Source organism: Anaerolineae bacterium, assembly GCA_013178015.1.
GTDB lineage: Bacteria > Chloroflexota > Anaerolineae > DRVO01 > DRVO01 > Ch71.
This window is the reverse complement of sequence record JABLXR010000002.1, coordinates 36,086-56,436: the sequence shown is the minus strand read 5'-3', so window position 1 is coordinate 56,436 and position 20,351 is coordinate 36,086. Positions and strand designations below refer to the sequence as shown.

The 20,351-nt window shown below is 66.6% G+C and carries 15 protein-coding genes; 7 read left to right on the top strand and 8 right to left on the bottom strand.

Annotation, left to right across the window (positions count from 1 at the left end):
- Positions 1-351 (bottom strand): YbaB/EbfC family nucleoid-associated protein, encoded by a 351-nt coding sequence (locus HPY83_00995; GenBank protein NPV06523.1) that lies wholly within the window; start codon positions 349-351, stop codon positions 1-3.
- Complete coding sequence (gene dnaX / locus HPY83_00990; GenBank protein ID NPV06522.1) at positions 338-1,972, bottom strand: DNA polymerase III subunit gamma/tau; 1,635 nt, start codon at positions 1,970-1,972, stop codon at positions 338-340. The genes HPY83_00995 and dnaX overlap by 14 nt, the downstream gene beginning before the upstream one ends.
- Positions 1,973-2,289: 317 nt before the next feature.
- On the opposite strand from dnaX, the gene iolG reads away from it, so the two are divergent.
- Positions 2,290-3,312 (top strand): inositol 2-dehydrogenase, encoded by a 1,023-nt coding sequence (gene iolG / locus HPY83_00985; GenBank protein NPV06521.1) that lies wholly within the window; start codon positions 2,290-2,292, stop codon positions 3,310-3,312.
- A gap of 61 nt (positions 3,313-3,373) precedes the next feature.
- Here iolG and HPY83_00980 read toward each other — a convergent pair whose 3' ends face one another.
- From HPY83_00980 to HPY83_00960, 5 genes are all read right to left on the bottom strand, one after another.
- Positions 3,374-4,336 carry a sugar phosphate isomerase/epimerase gene (locus tag HPY83_00980; GenBank protein NPV06520.1) on the bottom strand — a complete coding sequence of 321 codons (963 nt, stop codon included), beginning with the start codon at positions 4,334-4,336 and terminating at the stop codon, positions 3,374-3,376.
- A gap of 92 nt (positions 4,337-4,428) precedes the next feature.
- Positions 4,429-5,535, bottom strand: a complete 1,107-nt coding sequence (locus tag HPY83_00975) for a creatininase family protein (GenBank protein ID NPV06519.1) — start codon at positions 5,533-5,535, stop codon at positions 4,429-4,431.
- Positions 5,536-5,707: 172 nt separating this feature from the next.
- Entirely contained in the window at positions 5,708-6,955 is a 1,248-nt protein-coding gene (locus HPY83_00970; GenBank protein NPV06518.1) for an alcohol dehydrogenase catalytic domain-containing protein, read from the bottom strand.
- A 134-nt stretch (positions 6,956-7,089) separates the two neighbouring features.
- Positions 7,090-8,106: a LacI family DNA-binding transcriptional regulator gene (locus HPY83_00965; protein NPV06517.1), complete on the bottom strand. Its 1,017-nt coding sequence runs from the start codon at positions 8,104-8,106 to the stop codon at positions 7,090-7,092.
- Between the two features lie 212 nt (positions 8,107-8,318).
- Entirely contained in the window at positions 8,319-10,055 is a 1,737-nt protein-coding gene (locus HPY83_00960) for a family 10 glycosylhydrolase (GenBank protein NPV06516.1), read from the bottom strand.
- 238 nt (positions 10,056-10,293) lie between these two features.
- Here HPY83_00960 and HPY83_00955 point away from each other — a divergent pair, with 238 nt between their 5' ends.
- Genes HPY83_00955 through HPY83_00945 form a run of 3 tightly spaced genes read left to right on the top strand, consistent with a single transcriptional unit; the run spans position 10,294 to position 16,023 of the window.
- Positions 10,294-11,556, top strand: a complete 1,263-nt coding sequence (locus HPY83_00955) for an LCP family protein (GenBank protein NPV06515.1) — start codon at positions 10,294-10,296, stop codon at positions 11,554-11,556.
- 4 nt (positions 11,557-11,560) lie between these two features.
- Positions 11,561-13,825 carry a hypothetical protein gene (locus HPY83_00950; GenBank protein NPV06514.1) on the top strand — a complete coding sequence of 755 codons (2,265 nt, stop codon included), beginning with the start codon at positions 11,561-11,563 and terminating at the stop codon, positions 13,823-13,825.
- Between the two features lie 59 nt (positions 13,826-13,884).
- On the top strand, positions 13,885-16,023 hold the full coding sequence (locus tag HPY83_00945; GenBank protein ID NPV06513.1) for a hypothetical protein: 2,139 nt from the start codon (positions 13,885-13,887) through the stop codon (positions 16,021-16,023).
- 224 nt (positions 16,024-16,247) lie between these two features.
- Here HPY83_00945 and HPY83_00940 read toward each other — a convergent pair whose 3' ends face one another.
- Entirely contained in the window at positions 16,248-17,033 is a 786-nt protein-coding gene (locus tag HPY83_00940) for a sortase (GenBank protein NPV06512.1), read from the bottom strand.
- A 508-nt stretch (positions 17,034-17,541) separates the two neighbouring features.
- On the opposite strand from HPY83_00940, the gene HPY83_00935 reads away from it, so the two are divergent.
- From HPY83_00935 to HPY83_00925, 3 genes are all read left to right on the top strand, one after another.
- Complete coding sequence (locus tag HPY83_00935) at positions 17,542-18,219, top strand: rhomboid family intramembrane serine protease (GenBank protein NPV06511.1); 678 nt, start codon at positions 17,542-17,544, stop codon at positions 18,217-18,219.
- Positions 18,220-18,312: 93 nt separating this feature from the next.
- Positions 18,313-19,158 carry a hypothetical protein gene (locus tag HPY83_00930; GenBank protein NPV06510.1) on the top strand — a complete coding sequence of 282 codons (846 nt, stop codon included), beginning with the start codon at positions 18,313-18,315 and terminating at the stop codon, positions 19,156-19,158.
- A gap of 155 nt (positions 19,159-19,313) precedes the next feature.
- A complete protein-coding gene (locus tag HPY83_00925) occupies positions 19,314-20,330 on the top strand; it encodes a Gfo/Idh/MocA family oxidoreductase (GenBank protein ID NPV06509.1) in 1,017 nt (338 codons plus the stop codon).
- Positions 20,331-20,351 lie beyond the last annotated feature (21 nt).

The window sequence follows — 20,351 nt, the reverse complement described above, 5'->3', positions numbered from 1 at the left end:
CTACAGCATACCTTCTAGGCCCAACCCCCCAGTGAGGCTGCTCAGCTGCTCGGCTACGGCGGCGCGAGACTTGTCTAGCGCCTCATTCACGGCAGCCATGATCAGATCCTGCAGCATCTCCACATCCTCGGGATCCACCACCTCGGGGTCAATGCGCAGCTCCTTGACCTTCTGCTCTCCCGTGACCACCACTTCCACTACCCCTCCGCCGGCCGTCGCCGTGGTGGTCTGTTCCTTCATCTCCTCCTGAATGCGGGCGAAGTCGGCCTGCAGCCTCTGGATCTGGTTCTTGCCCCCACCACCAAGCTTGGGCCGCATGGGCAGGGCGCGCTTGCCGCTACGCTTGCTCATCAGTACTGCCTCCGTCATCGATCACTCTAACTCTGCCGCCCAGCTCCCTCGCCACCTGGTACAGCGGGTCTTCGTCCACCGGGATCTCCTTCGGCTCACCAGCAGCATCTGAATCTGCCTGCCTCTCGACCGCCGTTCCCGGCGCCTGCACCACTCGGACGATCCGAAGCGACCGGCCCAATACCTCGGCCACCGCCTGAGCCAATACCCTCTCTTCCTCGGTCCCGCCCAAGCAAGCGTGGTGGAATGGGTAAGCGAACGCAATAGTCAAAGTGTCCCCCTCCAGGCCGCACGGCTCACTGGAGCGCAGTAGCGCCTCCAGGGTACGATCCCGGCGGTGCACCTTGGCCGCCACCTTGGGCCACATCTTCCGCGCCCTCTCCAGACTGGGCGGCTCCTCCTGCTGGCGGACCGGCCCGGCGGTCGCCGGCTCCTGCCTCTGCTCGCCCTGCCTATCGGGTAACGCATGCGGCCGCACCGCGGGGGGCGCCTTCGGAACGACCGGAGCTGCTGCCTCGGCAGGGTGAGGTATAGGCCGATTCAGCAGGCCGCTGATGTCTACCATGGCCAGCTCCAGGGGCAGCTGGGGCAAATGCCCGTGCCGCACCTGATCGGCCGCCTGGGCCAGGGCGCCAGCCACGTGCCGGAGCGTGTTCACCTCGAGGTCGCGGGCCGACTGGGCCAGCCGCGCCACCGCCTCGGGAGACAACACGCCCTCTGGCTGCACCCCCAATCGCACCAACAGGAGGGCGCGGGTGAGCTCCAGCAAGTCCCGGACGAACTGCTGCATGTCCAGCCCCTCGGACGCCAATCCTTCCAGGAACTCCAGCGCCTCCGCCAGATTCCCATCCAGAACCAGGCCCAGAAGCGTCTCGGCCGCCTCATCAGGCGCCGTGCCCAGCACCTCCCGCAGGAGGTCGGCCGTGACCATGCCCTCACCGACCGACACGATCTGGTCCAGCATGCTGATGGCATCGCGCATGCTGCCCGTCGCCTGCCGGGCGATCAGAGCCAGCGCCGCATCGTCGTGCCCGTAGTGCTCGGCCTCGCAGATCTGCCGCAGGCGGGCCTCGATGAGGTCAGCTTTGATGGGCCGGAAGTCGAAGCGCTGGCAGCGCGACCGAATGGTAGCCGGTACTCGCCACACCTCCGTGGTGGCGAATACGAAGATCACGTAGTCCGGCGGCTCCTCCAGCGTCTTCAGCAGGGCGTTGAAGGCCTCCCGGGTGAGCATGTGCACTTCGTCAATTATGTAGACTTTGTATCGGCCCTGGTTAGGGCGGAAGTTGACCTTCTCCCGCAGATCGCGAATCTCGTCTATCCCCCGGTTGGAGGCGCCGTCTATCTCGATCAGGTCCAGGTAGCGCCCCTCGCTGATGGCCCGGCAGGCGTCGCACTGGTTGCAGGGCCTCTCATCGCCCTCGCCCTGGCAGTTGAGCGCCTTGGCCAGGATGCGCGCCACCGAGGTCTTTCCCGTGCCCCGCGGCCCGGAGAAGAGGTAAGCGTGGGCCACCCGGCCGGCCCGGCAGGCGTTCCTCAGCGTGCGCGTGACGTGAGCCTGACCCACTACATCGTCGAAAGTCTGCGAGCGCCACCGGAGATACAGCGTTTCGTTCGCCATGATGCACAGGCTCCCTGTTCGTCCAGTGTAACCTTCAGCATAGCAGCTGGCAAAGGCCCGGAGGGGAGAGGGGGAGACGCGGAGAGGGGGAGAGGGGGAGACGCGGAGATGGTGAGACACTGTGACATCAGGACGCGACAAACCACCTCTCTGTCTCGTCCTCTCCCTGTCTCCCCCTCTCCCTGTCACCCCGTCTCCGCGTCTCCCCCTCTCCGTGTCTCCGTGGCCGGTCTCCACTCGCCAACCACGCCGGCGGGGGTATACTCGGTACGGGAGGCGCGCATCGTACCGCTATGCTGCCGCTGCGGAGGCTAACCATGGACGGCGATCTCAAGCTGGGGCTCATCGGCGCCGGGCGTATCGGCCGCGTGCACGCTCACACCCTGGCTCGCGCCGTGCCTGGGGTCGGGCTGGCCGCCATCGCCGACGTGCGCCTGGAGGCCGCCCAGGAACTGGCTCGCCAGTACGACGTACCAGTGGCTGTACAGGATCACCTCGCCATCCTTGCCGATCCCGAGATTGATGCCGTCGTCATCTGCACCAGCACCGATACTCACGCCGACCTCATCGTGGAGGCCGCCCGGGCAGGCAAGCACGTCTTCTGTGAGAAGCCCATCGCCCTCGACCTGGTAGAGACGGACCGGGCCCTGGCCGCTGCCACCGAAGCCGGGGTGAAACTCCAGATCGGCTTCAACCGCCGTTTCGACCCCAGCTTCCGCCGCGTCCGCGACTTGGTGGCTCAGGGCCGCGTGGGTGAGCCTCACATCGTCCATATCATCAGCCGCGACCCGGCGCCCCCGCCCATCGAGTACGTGAAGGTCTCCGGGGGCATCTTCGTGGACATGACCATCCACGACTTCGACATGGCCCGCTTCCTCACCGGCAGCGACATCGAGGAGGTGACGGCCGTCGGTGCCGTCCTAGTGGACCCGGCCGTCGGCGAGGCAGGAGATGTGGACACCGCCCTGGTGACGCTGCGCTTCGTCAGCGGCGCCCTTGGCTCCATAGACAACAGCCGCCGCGCCGTCTACGGCTACGATCAACGGGTGGAAGTCTTCGGCAGCCGGGGCAGCGCCGCCGCCGGCAACCAGACGCCCACCAACACCGTCGTGGCCGACGCCGAGGGCATACACCAGGAGAAGCCCCTCTACTTCTTCCTGGAGCGCTACGCCTCCGCCTACGTGGCGGAGCTTCAGGCCTTCTGCGACTGCCTACGGCAGGACGTCCCGCCCCCGGTGACCGGCGCCGACGGGCGGGCCGCCCTCGTCGCCGCCCTCGCCGCTACCCGATCTCTACGCGAACACCGCCCCGTCCGGGTGGCGGAGGTGGAGGGAGGCTAGCCACAGAGACACGGAGACAGGGAGACAGGGGGACGCGGAGATGGCGGATCTCGTCCCCAAGTCATGCAGTCACCCCCTCTCCCCCTCTCCCCGTCTCCGCGTCTCCCCGTCTCCCCGTCTCCCCTCTCAGGAAGCGGATAGCGCTCGCGGCGGCGGTGGCGGGATCGGGGAGGGGAAGGAACTCGCCGGAGACATAACCGCCGTAACCGGTCTCGGCCAGCGCCGCTAGGATGGCGGGGAAGTTCAGGTGGCCGGCGCCCGGGTACCAGCGGTTCGAGTCCGCCACATGGAAGTGAAAGATGCGCTCCCCTGCCGCGCGAATACTGCGCTCGATGCTGGGCTCTTCGATGTTCATGTGAAAGGTGTCAAGGAGCAGCCCCAGGTTGGGAGCCCCCACCTGGGTCACCAGGTCCAGCCCTTGGGCCACCGTGTTGACCAGCACCGTCTCGTAACGGTTGATGGGCTCCAGGGCCAGCCTGACCCCAACGTCGGCCGCCGAACGGCAGCACTCCCTGAGTGCCTCCACCAGCCAGGCCCAGGCCTGCTCGGGCTCCACCCCAGGGAACACGGTGCCTCGGATGAGGCCCACGATGACGACCGCGCCCCAGCGGGCTGACGGCGCCAAGTGGGCCCGTATGCGGTCCACCGCCGCCCGGCGCACGGAGGCGTCGGGATCGGTGAAGGAGAGGCCTTCCTCCGCCCAGGCCTGGCCGGTGCCGACGGCGGGTACCGCCAGGCCTAGTTGATCGAGCGTGCGGCTGAGAGCCTCGACATCCACCAGGCCAGGGTCCCGGATGGCCAACTCCACCCCGTCGTACCCCAACCCGGCGATGCTTCTCAGGTTCGCCTCCAGGTCCCCCCTGAACGCCACCGCCTGGAACTGGGCCGGGTGAGTGGAGAGGACGATGGCGAGGGGGAGACGGGGAGACGCGGAGAAGGGGAGACAGGGAGAAGGGGAGAGGCGGTGAGGGGGAGACAGTGAATCGCCCCCTCTCCCTGTCTCCCTGTCCCCGTGTCCCCCCATCTCCGCGTCTCCCCTTCTCCCCCTCTCCCCCTCTCCCCCTCTCCGCGTCTCCCCGTCTCCCAAGCAGGGAGGGCCCAGGGCAGGAATCCGCTTCACGACCGGCGCATTCCGATGGCTGGTAGCGAGTAGACGGGCTTCCACCCTTCGCTCATCGGCTCACGCAGGTAGGGCTCCATCTCCTCCGCCGAGCGCAGGGTCACCTCCTCCGTGGGTGGAACCGTGCCGGGAGGGAAGGCAGCCAGCACGTCGTCTATGAAGAGGGTTAGGTAGCGCAGGATGGCGGCCAGAGGGCGCTTAGCCTTGTAGGCAGCCGCATCGGCAGCGTGGCCCACCACCCCCTCCGGCGTGGCCTTGATCTCGATGGGGAAGTGGCCCTCCCCCTGAGACCAGTTGCTCGGGCGGGCGAAGGGGTCCACCGACTTGTCGAAATGCCCGTCCGGAAGGTAGGACTTGCCCTCGGTGTTGACGGCGTAGCTCATGTCCACCATCTCGGGGAACAGGTACAGGCCCAGGGAGGTCTCCGATTCGTCGGCGTGGACGAAGTCCGTGCCCCACTGGCCCCCTCGGTCGGTGGTGCGGAAGAACTCGCGCACCGCCCGGTGCCAGTCGATCACCCGGAAGATGCCAGGTAGCTGGTAGCGCTTCTGGAACTCCTGCAGGGCGGACTCCAGCATCCACAGCTGGCCGTGGTTGTTGAGGATGATCTGCTTGCGGAAGCCGTCGTTCCACAGCCCCAGCATGACGTCAATGAGCAGCTCCCGCACTACCTCCTCGCGCAGGACGACCGTCCCCGGCATGCCCAGGTGATGGTAAGGATGCCCCCCGTAGTTCAGCGGCGGCAGGGCCAAGGCAACCGGGCGTCCCCGGCGCGCGGTGTACCGCCGCACCCCCTCGGCTATCATGCTGGCAAACAGCGTATCGGCGGCGCTCACCAGATGCTGACCGTGGTTCTCCGTGCACCCGACCGGGATGATGACGACGTCGTTGAGACGCCGCTCCGCCTCCAGTTGGTGCCGGATGGTCGTCTGGATGTATGACCCCGGCTTGCCCCACTCCACTCCTTGGGGTGGCATCCCGTACTCCGCCAATATGCCCTCTATCTCCTCGTCACTCGCCTCCCAAACCTCCTTCTTCATCCGCCCCACGGCGTTGTCCTCGAAGAACAGGTCGGGCTGGTTCGTCGCTAGCCACTTCGGCATCTGTGCCTCCTTATTGTGGGGAAAGGAGTAAAGGAGACAGGAGTAGAGGAGTAAAGGAGACAGGAGGAAAGGAGCTTGCGGGCAGCAGACATGAGGACGGTCATCCGGGTCGCTGTCGGCTGTCCGCTGGCCCGCAGGGCCGCATCCCTTGTCCTTCACCCGTTGCCTCCCATCACTCCTCTCCTCCTCCCTGCCCACTACCCCTCATCGCTTGGCACCCCCTTCCCTCCTCTACTCCTGTCTCCTCTACTCCTTCCCTCCTCTCCCCCACGGTGATCAGGATCTTGCCGTCCTCGCGCCTCGTGGCCTGCTGGATGGCGGCCACGCCCTCGTCCAGGCGGAAGCGGCTGGTGATGATGGGGGACAGGTCCAGTCGGCCCGAGGCCATCAACCGGATGACGTTGGGGAAGTTGCCGTAGCCCGAATGTCCCTGCGCCCCGAACACCTTGGCCTTGCGCACCTGCAGCTGCTCCAGGTACATGGGCACTCGCGTCGCAGCCCGACCTATCTGCACCACCTTGGCTCCGATGGCCAGGGCCTGCTCCATCTCGGGGACGGTGTGTTGCGGCGCCCCCGCCGCCTCGACCATGAAGTCGAAGCCCTCGCCTCCGGAGTGCTCCATCAGCACCTGGGAAGGGCGCACCTGCGCGGGATCATAGGCGAGATCGGCCCCCACCCGCAGAGCCAGCTCGCGCCTGACCGGAGAGACCTCGAAGGCCACGATCCGCCCGGCCCCGGCAGCCCGCGCCAGCGCGATGGAGGCCAGGCCGATGGGCCCTGCCCCGAACACGGCCACGTACTGGCCCGGCCGGAAGCCACCGGCCACCTCGAAGATGGCGTTGTAGGCCACTGACGCGGGCTCGGTCATGGCACCCAACTCGAGGGCGCGCCCTTGGTCGCCCAGGCGCTCAGCCACGGAGCTGAGCTTCCAGCAGTACTTGGCCCCGATGGCGATGTACTCTGCCGCCGCCCCGTCAATGGTGAAGCCAATCTCCTCCAAGTTGCGGCACTGATTAGGGAAGCCGTTGCGGCAGGGAACGCAATGCCCGCACCAGATCATCTCCTCGGCGGTCACTAGGTCTCCCACCTCCAGGTCGCTCACGGCGGCGCCCCTGTCGGCCACCACTCCCGAGAACTCGTGCCCAATCACGCTGGGGAACCGGGTCAACCCTGGGTAGAGCATGTAGCCGTCGGCGTCGGTTTCGTAGAAGTGAACGTCCGAACCGCATACGCCGCAGGCGCTAACCCGAACCAGCACCTCTTCCGGCTCCAGGACCGGTGTAGGTACTTCCTCCACCTGCAGGCGAGGGTTCCGCCACACGCTGCTGCCCGTCACCGCCTTGCCGGTGCGCTTCTCCCACTGGCTCAGCTCGTATTCTGGCCGCGGATCCCAGTCTGCGCGCAGCACCAATGCCCTCATGACAAACCTCCTAACCGCAGTGAATGGCGAATGGCCGAAAGTGGACAGTGGTCGGGCAGTGTTGAGAAGGCCGTCGGCCTGGCGAGGAGACTGGGCGAGACTGTTCTCATCTGCCATTCACCCTTGGCTCGCCGCTATCCACTGCTCTTTGGCGGGCCTGACGACTGCCGAATGACCAGCCGGGGTAGAATGACGCGGTCGCCTACACTCTCCCCCGCCAGCAACCGCAGCAGCATTTCGACCGCCTGTCGTCCCATGCTCTCCCGCGGCTGGTTCACGGTGGTGAGCGCGGGGCTCACCAGCGACGCCTCCCTTACGTCGTCGAAACCTACCAGCGAAACATCGCCCGGCACCGCCAGGCCCCACCGCCGGGTTTCGTTGAGAGCACCGATAGCGGTGACGTCGTTGTAGCAGAAGACCGCCGTCGGTCGGTCCTCGACGCCCAGCAGCCGGCGCATCCCTAGCTTTCCTCGCTCGGCGTCATCGCCTATGCCTTCGTCTGCCACCACCTGGGACAGGCCCGGCACCATGCCCCGCTCCCCCAGGGCCATCCGGAACCCCTGCTCCCGTCGTCGGTGTGAGCGGGGCCGATCGGGACAGCCGATGTACGCGATGTGGCGATGGCCGAGCTCGAGGAGGTGGTCTGTCGCCATGTGAGCACCCCGGACATCGTCCACGTTTATGGAGTAGATGTAGCTACTCTCCGACTGGTTGTTGAGCAGCACTATGGGCACCTGCAGCCGCACCAGTCGCTCCTCGTAGTTCCCCACCCGCGAGGCCGAAACGATGATCCCGTCCACCCTCCTCTCGCTCAGCAGTCGCACCGCCTCCAGCTCATGCTCGGGGTCGGAACGAGACATGACCAGGATCACCGCATGATCGTTAGCCGTCGCCTCCTCCTCAATGCCATCCACAACGGCGGAGACGAATGGGTCAGAGATGGTGGTGACGACCACACCGATGGTGCGGGTCCGCCGGGTGACCAGGCTGCGCGCCACGACGCTGGGGCTGTAGCTCATGTCCCTGGCCAGAGAACGGATGCGCTGCACCACCTCCGGGCTGATGCGCGGATCGTCCCTCAGGGCCCGAGACACGGTAGAGTGAGACACCCCCGCAGCCCGGGCGATGTCTTTGATGGAAGTGCGAGCCACTCCTCACCTCGTGCACACGTGTGCACGAGCCAGCATGCACCTTGATGATCCCAGTGTCAAACGCGTCTTGGTCGTCGAGCTGAGGCGGGGAGAGGGAGAGACAGTGTGACATCAGGACGCGATCAACCGTCTCCGCATCTCCCTGTGTCCCGGTCTCCGCGTCGCCGCGCCTCCCCCTCCCTTTCTCTGCGCCTCCGTGTCTCTGTGGCTGCCTACTGCCTGTTGCACAGCAGCGGCGGCGTCTCCGCCGGCCGGCTGAACGGACCTGAGGCCAGCAATCCCCAGTAGCCACTGGCCGACAATCGCCTAGAGTCGTACACCGCAACCCCCATCGCCCCTGCCAGCCGGGCCTCGGCGATGGTCTGCGCCAGCGCCTTGAAGGGGCGTAGCCCGCCGTCCACCGCCGGCACCACGGGCACCCAACCTCCGGCCAGTCCCCAGTCCTCGACCAAGGCAGCCACTCGCTCCGCCTGCCCCAGTTCCTCCGCCAAGTAGAGGGCGGGCACCAGCACGTCCACCCGGCCCTCCCGGGCCCACGAGGCCGCATCCTGCCCGAAGTCGGCGCCCGCTTCTGCCAAAGCCCAACCCCACTGGTCCCGCCGCACCGGCCAGATCTGGGCCGAGAGCTCAACCTCAGGACAGACGGCGCGGACCTCCCGCCCGATCTCCTCCAAGAGCAGCCCCAATGCCTCGGTGCCATCCCCCTGAAGGTGGGACCGATACTCCAGTCCCGTGAAATGCAGCCCGTCCACCGGGTAGCGCGAGACCAGGTCCCGGCACACGGCGGCCAGGTAGGTCCTCACCTGAGGATGGGAGGGCGAAGCGTAGAGCACACCATCCTCGCTTCCTGCCTGCAGCCATTCGGCCCCGAACCTGGCGCTGAAGAGCGAGTACAGGTGGCCCAGCGGCTGCTGCTCGACTGGGGCGCTCGCCTCCCATACCGGAAGCACTTCGATCCAGGCGTGGAGCCGGAGGCCGCGCTCCTTTGCCATTTCGCAAGCCCGCGCCAGGGGATCCCAGCGCAGGCCCTCCTCGCCCTGCAGAACCTCCACCACCGGCTCCACAGCGGAGTCGTAGTAGGCCAAGCCGAGCCGTCTCACCTGCAGGTAGATAGTGTTGAAGCGGGCCGCCGCCGCCCGGTCCAACACCTCCCTCAACTGCGCTTCGTCGCTCAAGTCCATCTCGGCGAGCGAGACGTAGAGCGCCCGCACCTCCACGTCCGTCACCGCGGGCTCGCCCCCCATCGCCTCTGTGGTCGGAGATGGAGTCACTGGCTCCACCCCCGGCGGCCCCAACAGACGAGCACCAGCCAGCCGGCAGTCCGCTCCGGCCGACAGGGCATCGAAGGCTATGAAGACCGTGCCCGCTCCGCCCCCCTCTTCAATCTCTAGGGAGACCCGTTGCCAGCCCTGGTCGCGAGCCTGTGAGGACCATGTCACCCCGGGAGAGGTTGGGTCCACCCCACCGGTCGCGTCATACCCTAGGCGCACCGCCGCCGCCCCGGATGCCGTCGGGGCCATGCTGAGGTAGACATCGGCCTCGAGGTAGTAGCCGCCAGCCGCCAACCCGTCCAGCCGTTGCCACAGACCAGCGATACACGTGCGCCCGCCGCAGTCCAGCCGAAGGAAGGACTCGCCTGGGCCTCGAAAGAAGCGGGCGCCGGCTTCAGTAACCTCGAACAACTGCCATCCAGGCGGAGCAGCCTCCGAGTCGCCGCTCCCCTGCAGCTCCAGTTGCCCGTTCGTGAGCCAGTCTTCCCGATCCGAAAGGGCAGCGGCGGGAACGATGGGCCCTACGGCGGCCCTCTGATCCTCAGCCGGCGCTTGTCGGGAGCGCTCCGCCAGCGCAACCACGAGCAGGAACGCCAGGCTGGCCAACAGGGCGAAAAGCGTCCATGAACCGGCTCTCGGTCGGCCCCGAGAGCGAAAGCGGCCTCTCTCGCTGCTCACCAGTGCGCCTGTCTTTCCATCATGGCTCTCGCGATTATAGCGAAGCACTGCCCTTGCTACCACGATCCCCGGGGCCCCGTGACATACCCACACCAGGCATGCAAATTGCAGGTTTCCCCATCCAGGCTGTACAAGGGAGTCCCCGGGACGAGCTTTCTCCCCGCGCCCCGTCTCTCGGCGGGCTCGCGAGGCTCAACCCCGCGGGGAACCCAGATCCCTCGGAGGCACCCTCTCCAACATGGCCGACCCTTCACGTCGCTCGGCATTCCCCTGCGGCTGCATGGTTCTGGCCGCAATCCTTGCCTTTCTTCTGGGCGCCGGCCTGGCAGCCTTCCGCGACTCGGCCCTGGCCGGGCCCCTAGCTGCCGTCTTCTCGCCTTCCTCTGCCGTCTGGTCCGGGTCCGAGCCGGTAACCCTGCTTCTCCTCGGCACTGATGCCCGCGAGAACGAGCCCGGCCCCTCTCGCAGCGATACCATCATGCTGGCCCTCTTCGATCCCGGGGCCCGGAGTGTCGCCCTCCTCTCCATCCCGCGCGACCTCTGGGTCACCATCCCTGGGCACGGGGAGAGCAGGATCAACACCGCCTACTTCCGTGGCCAGGCCTACGACGTCCCTCACGGGGGGCCAGGCCTGGCTGCCCTCACGGTGGAGTACAACTTCGGCGTCCCGGTGGACTACTGGGCTACGTTGGACTTCGCTGGCTTCGAGCGCATCGTGGACGCCCTGGGCGGCGTCACCGTCGAGGTGCCCTATGACATCTACGATCCCACCTACCCGGACGACTGGAACGGCACCACTGAGCTGTACATACCCGCCGGCATCCAGCACCTCGACGGTGCCCTGGCCCTCAAGTATGCCCGCACCCGCCACGGCGACTCTGACTTCGACCGGGCCCGCCGACAGCAGCAGATCGTCCGGGCCGCCCTGGATCGGGCCCTGAGCCCGGCCACCCTGCCCAAGCTCCCCCGTCTGGCACGCGCCCTGTCCGACGCGGTGGAGACCAACGCCGACACCGACGCCTTGGTGGCTCTGGCCGGCTGGCTCTGTCGCACCAGGGAACTCAGTCTGGAGACAGCCCTAGTGGACCGCGACTTGGCGTCAGACTACGTCACCGCCACCGGAGCCTACGTCCTCCTACCTGACTGGGCCGGCATACGCGCTCTTGTGGGGGAGATATTCTCCCCCCGGTTGCCCCAGGGGCAGCCCCTGGCAGGAGTGGCCCTCCGGGTGGAGAACGCTACCGACCTGCCAGGGCTGGCCTCGCATACCGCCTCCTTCCTGAGCACCGAGGGAGCATCCATAACCAGCATCGCTGACCGGGAAGGCGGCACCTTAAGACGGTCGGTCCTCTACGTCTACTCTCCCTCCCCGCGAGCGGAGGAGTACCTGCGCTCGCTCTACGGCCTGGCAGACGATCAGATCGTGCGAGTGGAGGGAGGGATGGAGTCCCAGACTCAGATGACTCTTGTGCTGGGCTGGGACGTGATCGCAGGAGAGTGACAAGGTGAACCGAGACGCGGGACACTGGCGCCGATCCTTCGCCGCCGCCATCGCTTTGCTACTGACTACCATCTCTGCCGTGGCCCTCATATCCGGTGATCTTCTGCCGCCCGTCGCCCGCCTCTGGGCCGACCGCCTCACGTCCAACTCCAGGCCCACTTCCTTCTCTTCGGACCTGGGCGCCATGAGCCCCTCGGGCGATGCCTTCGGTTCCACCACCTGGCACTTCGCCCACGGCGTCGCCGTGTCGTCGGGAGACACCCACCATACCTGGCTGCTGCTTGCCAACCCCGGCACCTCCCCAGCTCAAGCCTCCGTGCTCCTCCAGCCGGATGGCGGAGCAGCCCGGACAGTAACCGTCCAAGTGCCGGCGTTGGGTCGGACGGCCGTATATGCCAATGACCATGTCACCGGCCATTTCAGCACCACCATCACCTCAGATTTGCCCTTGGTAGCCGAGCAGAGCGTGTTCTTCGCCAACGATGGCTACACTGTCCCCGGGGTGGCCTCCCCGACCACGATATGGTACCTACCGGAAGGAGCCGCCGGCAGCGGGTATGACACCTACCTGCACGTGTACAATCCCGGTGCCACCACCGTCGCTGCCGTGCTAAGATTCCACAGCGAGTCGGGGCAGGTGCAGGACGTGGGGTGGGAGATCGGTCCCCGCTCGGCGCTCCGCTTGAGGCTGGCGGAAGTGTGCACTCTGGCAGGTGGCGTCGCCACTCGCGTGGCCGCCACGGCCCCGGTAGTGGTTCAGCGCGTGACCTACTTCCCTGGGTGGAATGGTGGCCGCGGAGCCCATGCCTCCGCCGGCACGTCCGTCCTCACCGATGTCGCCTATTTTCCCCTGGCCCCCGCCGATGCCAATTTCGACTCCTGGCTTATGTTCGTGAACCCGGGCGACTCGCCGGTCACAGTGGCGGCGGCGTACTGGCAAGGAAGCCAGAGGCGCACCGCCACCTACACCCTTCCCGCTCACGCCCGCTACACCGTGTGGCTGGACAAGGAAGCCGCCGAGGGCCGGGCTCCCTCGGGCAGCCTAAGCATCGTCCTCACCGGCAGCGCTCCTTTCGCCGTCGAGGGCGTCACCTACGACGCCGGATACCAGACCGGGACCGCCCACCCAGGAACTCCGGGGGCGGCTCAGCGATGGCACTTCGCCGAAGGAAGCACCGCCGCTCCCTACACCACCCGGCTGGCCATCTTCAACCCCGGTCCCACGGGCGCCGTGGCCAATGTCTCTCTGCTTCCGTCCGTGGCGGGCGCTAGCAGGATCGCCTGGGCCCTCTTGCCGGGAGAGCTGAAGGTGGCCAACCTTAACGAGCTGGCGGCGGGCGCCAACTCGGGCTTCACCGTCGCCAGCGACTCCCCGGTGGTGGCCCAGCGCCTGATGACCATGACCGGCGCCGGGCTCCTAGGAGCCATCGGGCTGCCCGAGGCCGCCCCCCACCTGACTCCCGTCGCCTATCTGCCCCTGGTCATCTCGGTGCCGGGACCGGTCCCCACCGCTACCAGCACTCCCACACCCGGCCCGGTGCCGGAAGCCACGCCCACTCGCATCCGCAAGGCGGAGCCAGACAGCTTCGCTCTCGCGGCGCCCATCACTGGAACTGCCAACTGCGGCACCACCGGGCTGAAGGGCAGAGTGACCGACGCCTCCGGTGCCCCCATCGCCGGAGCCAGGGTGCGCGTCTGGGCCGATGGCTGGGCCGGGGGTCTGAGCAACCCTACCGACAGCGAGGGACGGTGGGACTTCGTCCTCGGGAGCGGAGCCCGCTCGGGCGTCTGGTTCGCCGCCGTCGCCGATGACGCCGGGGAACTGCTCTCGCGCGCCGTGGCCCTGCCCACTTCCGACGACTGCTCCAATGGGCACCAGTGGCTGGAGGTGGAGTGGGCCGAGCGCAGCAGCGCCGCTCCCACCTACGTGCTGGCCTGGAGTCGGCGGCTATCCTGCGCCGAGAACGGCGGCAATCACCACCTCTTCATAGACGTAACCGACGCCGACGGCAACGGTCTCCCCGGCGTGACTCTGCGCGTGGCTTGGGCCGGCGGCCAGGAGGACATCCAGACCGGTGGGAAGCTGGACGTGGGGCCGGGCCGAGTGGAGTTCCCCATGTACAGGGGCACGTATACCGTGACCGTCGTCGGCAGCAGCAGCGACACCGCCCGCCAGCTGACGGTGGAGTTGCCCGACGAGACCGTCTGTAGCAACCACGGCAACACGCTGTATCATTACTCTTATCACGTGGTGTTCCGGGCCATCTGATGCGCGAACCTGCTGGCACCGAACTTGCTTCTACTATCAGCAAACGGGGTAAGACGCGTATGCACCCACATCGCGCCCGTGCTCTACCCGTTTTCCTCATCCTCGCCGCTCTGGGGCTGCTGCTCACGCAAGTCCCAGAGCGGCTTGCTGCTCAGGACCCGGCCGCCCAGGCCGCCGTCACCCCCAACCCGGCGTTCGGCATGTGCTTCGTCACCTCAGCCGAGGACCCGGCCAGCTCGGCCCGACTGGATCGGGCCGTAGCCTCCGGCGCTTCGTGGGATCGGTTCCCCTTCTACTGGCAGAACATCGAGAAGTCACCCGGGCAGTACGACTTCTCGGCCCAGGATCGGGCAGTCGCTGATGACGTTGCCCGAGGGCTCAAGACATTGGCCATCCTCCTAGGCACCTCTCCCGTCTACGCCAGCAACATGGCCTCCGCTGATATGCTGCAGGCACAGCGGCAGGTGCCCATCTGGCCTGCAGGCCGCACTCGCCCTCTGCCTGATGTCAGGATCGCCAGCGCCAACAGCGCTCCCGCCAACCTGGACCGCCCCGTGTTCAGCGACGGCACCGACGTTCCCGGACCGGGCAAAGCCATCAACCCGGACAACCCTTGGGCCCGCTACGTGTACGAGACCGTACGCCGCTACAAGCCCGGAGGCGTACTGGCCCAGGCACGAGGCTGGCCGGCTGGAGCCGGCGTCTCCCACTGGGAGATCTGGAACGAGCCCGACTGGACCTTCTTCTGGAGCGGCTCCGTCGAGCAGTACTACCGGTTACTCAAGGTCGCCTACCTGGCGGCCAAGCACGCCGACCCGGGCTGCACCGTGATCCTAGGCGGGTTGGCCACCTACTTCGATCCCGACTGGTTCCCCCGCCTGCTGCAGGTCATGTCCGCTGACCCGAACCAAGCGGAGCGGGCGGCGCGCAATCACTACTTCGACGCCCTGGCGGTGCACTTCTACAGCCGCAGCGCCGACGCCCTCGACCACACCCAACGGGCGCGCTCCCTACTCGCCGCCCACGGCCTCAACAAGCCCATCTGGGTGACCGAGTCGGGGGTACCGGTGTGGAACGACTATCCCGGCCCCACCGAAGACCCCAAGAGCCCATACCGGGCTACCACCGAGGAGCAGGCCGCCTACGTCATCCAGGCCCACGCCTACGCCCTGTACTCCGGCGCCCAGGTGGTGTTCCACTTCCAGCTCCACGATGACTGCGGCAACGGCCCCACCGCCCGCGACGCCTACGGCCTCTACCGCAACGAGGCCTCCGCCGCCTGCTACCCTTCAGATGCCGCGCCCCGCCTCTCCCTTAAGGCCTACCGTACGGCGGTGGCCCAGTTTCGAGGCCTACAGCCTCTGTGGCGCCGGACGCCGGCCAACGATCGCGAGGAGATCGCCTTCTACCGGCCCCAGACCGGGCACCGCGTCACCGTTCTCTGGGCCACCCAGGGCCACGACGTGGACGCCCTCGTTCCCGCCTCCGGCACTGCTGCCAGTCTGGTGGACTTGCACGGGAACGTCACCACCGTTACCCCGCAGGGTGGCTTCTACTCCATCCGGCTTCCTCGGGCTACCAATCAGAACCTGCCCGGGTCAAGCGAGTACATGATCGGGGGCGCGCCGTACATCCTCATCGAGTCGGCCGGCCGGCTGCTCAGTCGCGAGTTGATCTACAACGGGCGGTTCGCCGCCGGCCTGGACGGCTGGCTCGACATGGGCAGCACCCCTCCCGCCTTGGGCACCTCCTGCCTGAGTGAGGGCAAGTGCCTGCTGCTGGGAAGTGACTTCGTGCCAGACGAGGATCCGGCCCTGGAGGGCGGCGGCAACTCCACTGCCTATCAGGAACTGCTGGTAGACGCGGGGATGGTGGAGCCTACTCTTCGCTTCTGGTACCGACTGGAGAGCGAGGAAACCAAACCAGGAGAGGACTGGTTCGAACTCCTAGTGGTAGACCTGGACGCGGCGGGCGGGCCCACGGCCACCTACCTCATCCAGCCTCGCACTACCTACCAGAGCTGCAAGTGGACCCACGCCAGTTTCGACCTCTCCCCTTGGCGCGGTCACAACATCCGGGTGGTATTCAACTTGTACCAGTCTTCGGGGGAGCGGCCCACCCTGGCCTACGTGGATAACGTAAGCCTGAACGAGCGCCTGATCAGCACCATCCTGCCTTTGGTAGGGAATAGGGGATAGGTTACAGGGGATAGGTTACAGGGAATAGGGGATAGGGGATAGGGAGCAGGCTGGGGGCAGTCCGTCTCTGGTCCGTGGCACGCCCCGTAGACCGACGATCCCCTCGTCGCCCCGCGGACCGACATGGATCATCTCCTCGCCCCGCGGTCGTTCCCCAATCTCCACAACCTATTCCCTATAACCTGTAACCTGTAACCTGTAACCTGTAACCTATAACCTACAACCTACCCAACGGGCAGCGCCCTGACGATCACCCTATGGGTGTTATTGTTGTACGGCCAGCAGGTGACCAGGGTGAGCATCTCCTGCCCGGTGGGGGCTATCCAGCGACCGTTCTCTCGGCGGACACTCAGCGGCATCCCCTTCTCTGGCAGAATCAGCACCTCGCTCACCTGGTAGGTGAACTCCCTGTCCCCGGAATAGACGTAGACCAGGTCCCCTACCTGGAGCGTCACCAACTCCCGGAACACCTCCCCCGCGATGTTGTGGTGTCCGGTCATGACCATGTTGTCCGGCTCGCCTGGCTTGGCGGAGGTGTAGTGCCAGCTGGCGGCGTAGTCAGCTACATCCCAGACGGCCAGCAGAGTCCCTTCAACTACCTCCTCGTGCCAGCCCACTTCCTGCACCGGCGTATCCACGTTGATGGCTGGGATCACCAGGCGCGTGGGCGGAGCCGGCTCCGGCGTGAACGTCGCAGTGGGCTCAGGAGTGGCTGTCGCGGTCGCAGTAGGCTGGCTCTCCTCTAGGCTCAGCATCGGCGCCGTCGCGGTAGCGGTGGCGGTCGGGGTCAAAGTCGCCCGGGTGGGCGAGAGAGCAACCGCAGTCGTCGCCGGCAGGCTCCGCATGGTAGAGCCGCCAGGTCCTTGGGCCCGAAGCGCGTTGGCCCGCGCCGCTGATCCGCCCACGCTGAAGACCACTCCCACGGCCAACAGGGTAAGGCCCACCCACACCGTGATACCTGCCCCGATGGCCAGACGGCGGAACTGCTTCTCGCCCTGACTGGCTTTCATGGATCTGCTACCCTAGGCATATTAGCGATTCTACGTACCGGCTATGTGGTCAGCAAGAGCCATGCCAGCGGCAGCTGCGCTGACCACGTGCTGGCCCCATCTGACTTCGCCTCCCGTGCCGATTGGAACCGGGGCGCCCCGCCATACGCCACCACCAACTCTGTCCTGGGTCTGCGCCGGTGTCTATGCCCCAGACGTACGCCACCCAGGGCCCCGTTGGCGATCCGGCCAAGGGCGCATCTCGTTCCCGGCAGCCTGTGCCCGAGCCGGCCCCAGCCGTCATGCCGAAGTCGGGGCCTGCATCTCGCCCCAAGGCCGGAATGTGCCGCTGCCTCAGGCGGTTGACCTCACCGCCACTGCAACCTATGATGATGCTGCTTGGTGCCCGCCCACGCGCCCGACCGGGCCTCGGTACCTGTGGTTATCCCGTGCGACGCTTTCGGAGGCACCGCCCATCACCCTGCCTCAGCCCCCAGCGGGGGAGTAGCAGGTTCGGAGTGAGAGTGCCGTGTTCCCACTCAGGGACAGCGCCCGGTCACGCGGGACGCCTGTAGTCAACTATCTGATCATACTCGCGAACCTGCTGGTCTTCGCTTATGAGGCCCTGTTGAGCCCCCGGGCGCAGGAGGCGTTCATCTTCTCCTACGGCTTCATACCTCGGGAGTTCTTCTCCGATCCGTTCTCGCCCCAGGCGCTCAGCATCTTCACCTCCATGTTCGTCCATGGCGGCTGGTTCCACGTCATCAGTAACATGTGGGCGCTCTACATCTTCGGCGACAACATCGAGGGGCGCCTGGGGCATTCGCGCTACCTGTTCTTCTACCTGGTCTCGGGCGCGGCCGCAGCCCTTACCCATGGAGCTCTATCTCCCGGGTCTGACATCCCCACCGTGGGTGCCAGTGGTGCGGTGGCCGGCGTCATGGGCGCATATATCCTTGCCTTCCCGCACTCGCGCATCATAACCCTCGTTCCCATCTTCTTCATCCCTTGGTTCATCGAGGTCCCTGCCCTGCTCTTCATCGGCGTCTGGGTGTTCTCCCAGCTCTTCAGCGGTGTCCTTTCCCTCGCCGCCGGCGTCGATGCTTTCGCGCCGGTCGCGTGGTGGGCCCACGTCGGCGGCTTCGCCGCCGGGCTCGGCCTGGTACTGCTTCTGACCGGCGGACAGCCGCGCCCGAGAAGGGCTTAGGGTCGCATGCGGTCGCCGGGGACCTGTGCTCGGCCGATCGGTCTCCCAGATGGGGCCGGAGGAACCCTTACGCCAGGATAGGAAGCTAAGCCCATGGATCTGTCCACCATACTGCTCATATTCCTCCTATTCACCTCCCTGCAGCCCATAGTCCGGCGCTGGATGCTCGATGCTAGCCGCGCCCGGCTCATCCGCCGTCTCCAAGACAGCCGAGGCAGCCGCGTCATTGCCCTGGTTCACCGCCAGGAGACCATCAGCCTCCTGGGGTTGCCCCTGGCGCGCTACATTGACATAGAGGATTCCGAGGCCGTCCTCCGCGCCATCCGGCTCACCGAACCGGACACTCGCATTGACCTCATCCTGCACACGCCGGGGGGCCTGGTCTTGGCTGCAGAGCAGATCGCCAGTGCCCTGTGCCGGCACAAGGCCAAGGTCACGGTGATCGTCCCGCACTACGCCATGTCCGGTGGGACCCTCATCGCCCTGGCGGCCGACGAGATCGTCATGGACGAGAACGCGGTCCTGGGCCCGGTAGATCCGCAGGTAGGTGGGTATCCGGCAGTGTCCGTGCTCAAGGTGGTGCGGCAGAAGCCCATTGCCGACATCAGCGATGAGACCCTAATCCTGGCCGATACTGCCGCGAAGGCTGTCGGGCAGGTTCGGCACACTGTGAAGCAGCTGGTGATGCAGAACCAGCCCGAGGAGCAGGCCGAGCGCCTGGCAGATCTGCTCTCCTCAGGCACTTGGACCCACGACTACCCCATCAGTGTGTCAGAGCTGCGGGCTCTCGGCCTCCCCGTCTCCACGGACGTTCCCCGAGAGGTGTACGCTCTCATGAACCTTTTCCCTCAGGCTCGGCAGCAGCGGCCGTCGGTGGAGTTCATACCCTCTCCCTCCCGGCGCCGGGAGAACGGCGAGCGGCCCCAGCACAGGGAATAGGTTGCAGGGACTAGGTTATAGGGGATAGGTTGGAGGAGATGAGCAGTTGGTGTGTACGCCGCCAATGCCTGGCTGCAGACGCAACCGCAACCTTTGACCGGTATCCTCCATCCCCTGTAACCTGTAGCCGGTAACCTGCAACCTCTGGAGGGCTTATGGACGAGGTGAGAGTGGGAGTCGTCGGCGCTGGCATCATGGGCCGACTGCACTCCCGCATAGTGAGCGAGCATCCGCGGGCCCGGATGGTGGGCGTCTGCGATACCAATCGCATACGCGCCGATGAGTTGGCGGCGCAGCACTCCGTCCCCGCGTGCACGGATATCGCCGATCTGCTGGCCATGCCTCTGGACGCCGTCATTGTCGCCGTGCCTGACTTCGCTCACTTCCAGCCCGTCATGGCGGCCTTGGAAGCGGGCAAGCACGTGCTGGTGGAGAAGCCCCTCACCACCGACGTGGCCGAGGGGGAGAAGATCGCCGCCAAGGTGGCCGAGACGGGCCTGATCTTCTCCGTCAACTACAGCAACCGCTGGATCTCAGCCTACGCCCAGGCCAAACAGGCGATAGATAGCGGGCAGGTGGGTGACATTCTTTGGGCGTACGCCCGCAAGAACGACACTATCAGCGTCGCCACCGATATGCTCTCCTGGTCCGCCGCCAGCAGCCCAGCATGGTTTCTCTCCTCCCACGACATAGACTACGTGCGCTGGTGCATGGGCTGCGAGGCGGTGGAAGTGTTCGCCACCGGCCAGCGCCGGGTGCTCTCGGCGCTCGGCATAGACACCTATGACGGCATTCAGGCCCTGGTGCGTTTCGAGACCGGCGCCGGCGCCATCTTCGAGTCCGGCTGGGTCTACCCCAACTCCTTCCCCACCACTGTGGACTCGATGATCGAGCTGGTGGGCTCGGATGGAGTGATACACATGGACCGCACCAGGGAGACGCTGTCAGTGGCCCACGCCAAGGGCTACCAGTACCCCAAGTCCAGCATGACGCTAGAGGTGGCGGGCCGGCTCGAAGGGGCGCTGCCCACGTCTGTGGGCCAGTACCTGGACGCAGTCCTTCAGGGCCGGCAACCTGCCGTGACCGTCCAGGATGGCCTGGAAGTGACCCGCATCGTGGCGGCCATCCACCAGTCCCTGGAGAGCGGAAGGCCGGCCAAGATCACCCGCTAGGCTCGGGCGGGCGCCGGGCTC

What these genes read in the sequence shown, in the direction of transcription:
- HPY83_00995 (NPV06523.1), bottom strand. Translation starts at nt 351, where the DNA reads ATGAGCAAGCGTAGCGGCAAGCGCGCCCTGCCCATGCGGCCCAAGCTT.
- dnaX (NPV06522.1), bottom strand. Translation starts at nt 1,972, where the DNA reads ATGGCGAACGAAACGCTGTATCTCCGGTGGCGCTCGCAGACTTTCGAC.
- iolG (NPV06521.1), top strand. Translation starts at nt 2,290, where the DNA reads ATGGACGGCGATCTCAAGCTGGGGCTCATCGGCGCCGGGCGTATCGGC.
- HPY83_00980 (NPV06520.1), bottom strand. Translation starts at nt 4,336, where the DNA reads ATGGGGGGACACGGGGACAGGGAGACAGGGAGAGGGGGCGATTCACTG.
- HPY83_00975 (NPV06519.1), bottom strand. Translation starts at nt 5,535, where the DNA reads ATGCCGAAGTGGCTAGCGACGAACCAGCCCGACCTGTTCTTCGAGGAC.
- HPY83_00970 (NPV06518.1), bottom strand. Translation starts at nt 6,955, where the DNA reads ATGAGGGCATTGGTGCTGCGCGCAGACTGGGATCCGCGGCCAGAATAC.
- HPY83_00955 (NPV06515.1), top strand. Translation starts at nt 10,294, where the DNA reads ATGGCCGACCCTTCACGTCGCTCGGCATTCCCCTGCGGCTGCATGGTT.
- HPY83_00945 (NPV06513.1), top strand. Translation starts at nt 13,885, where the DNA reads ATGCACCCACATCGCGCCCGTGCTCTACCCGTTTTCCTCATCCTCGCC.
- HPY83_00940 (NPV06512.1), bottom strand. Translation starts at nt 17,033, where the DNA reads ATGAAAGCCAGTCAGGGCGAGAAGCAGTTCCGCCGTCTGGCCATCGGG.
- HPY83_00930 (NPV06510.1), top strand. Translation starts at nt 18,313, where the DNA reads ATGGATCTGTCCACCATACTGCTCATATTCCTCCTATTCACCTCCCTG.
- HPY83_00925 (NPV06509.1), top strand. Translation starts at nt 19,314, where the DNA reads ATGGACGAGGTGAGAGTGGGAGTCGTCGGCGCTGGCATCATGGGCCGA.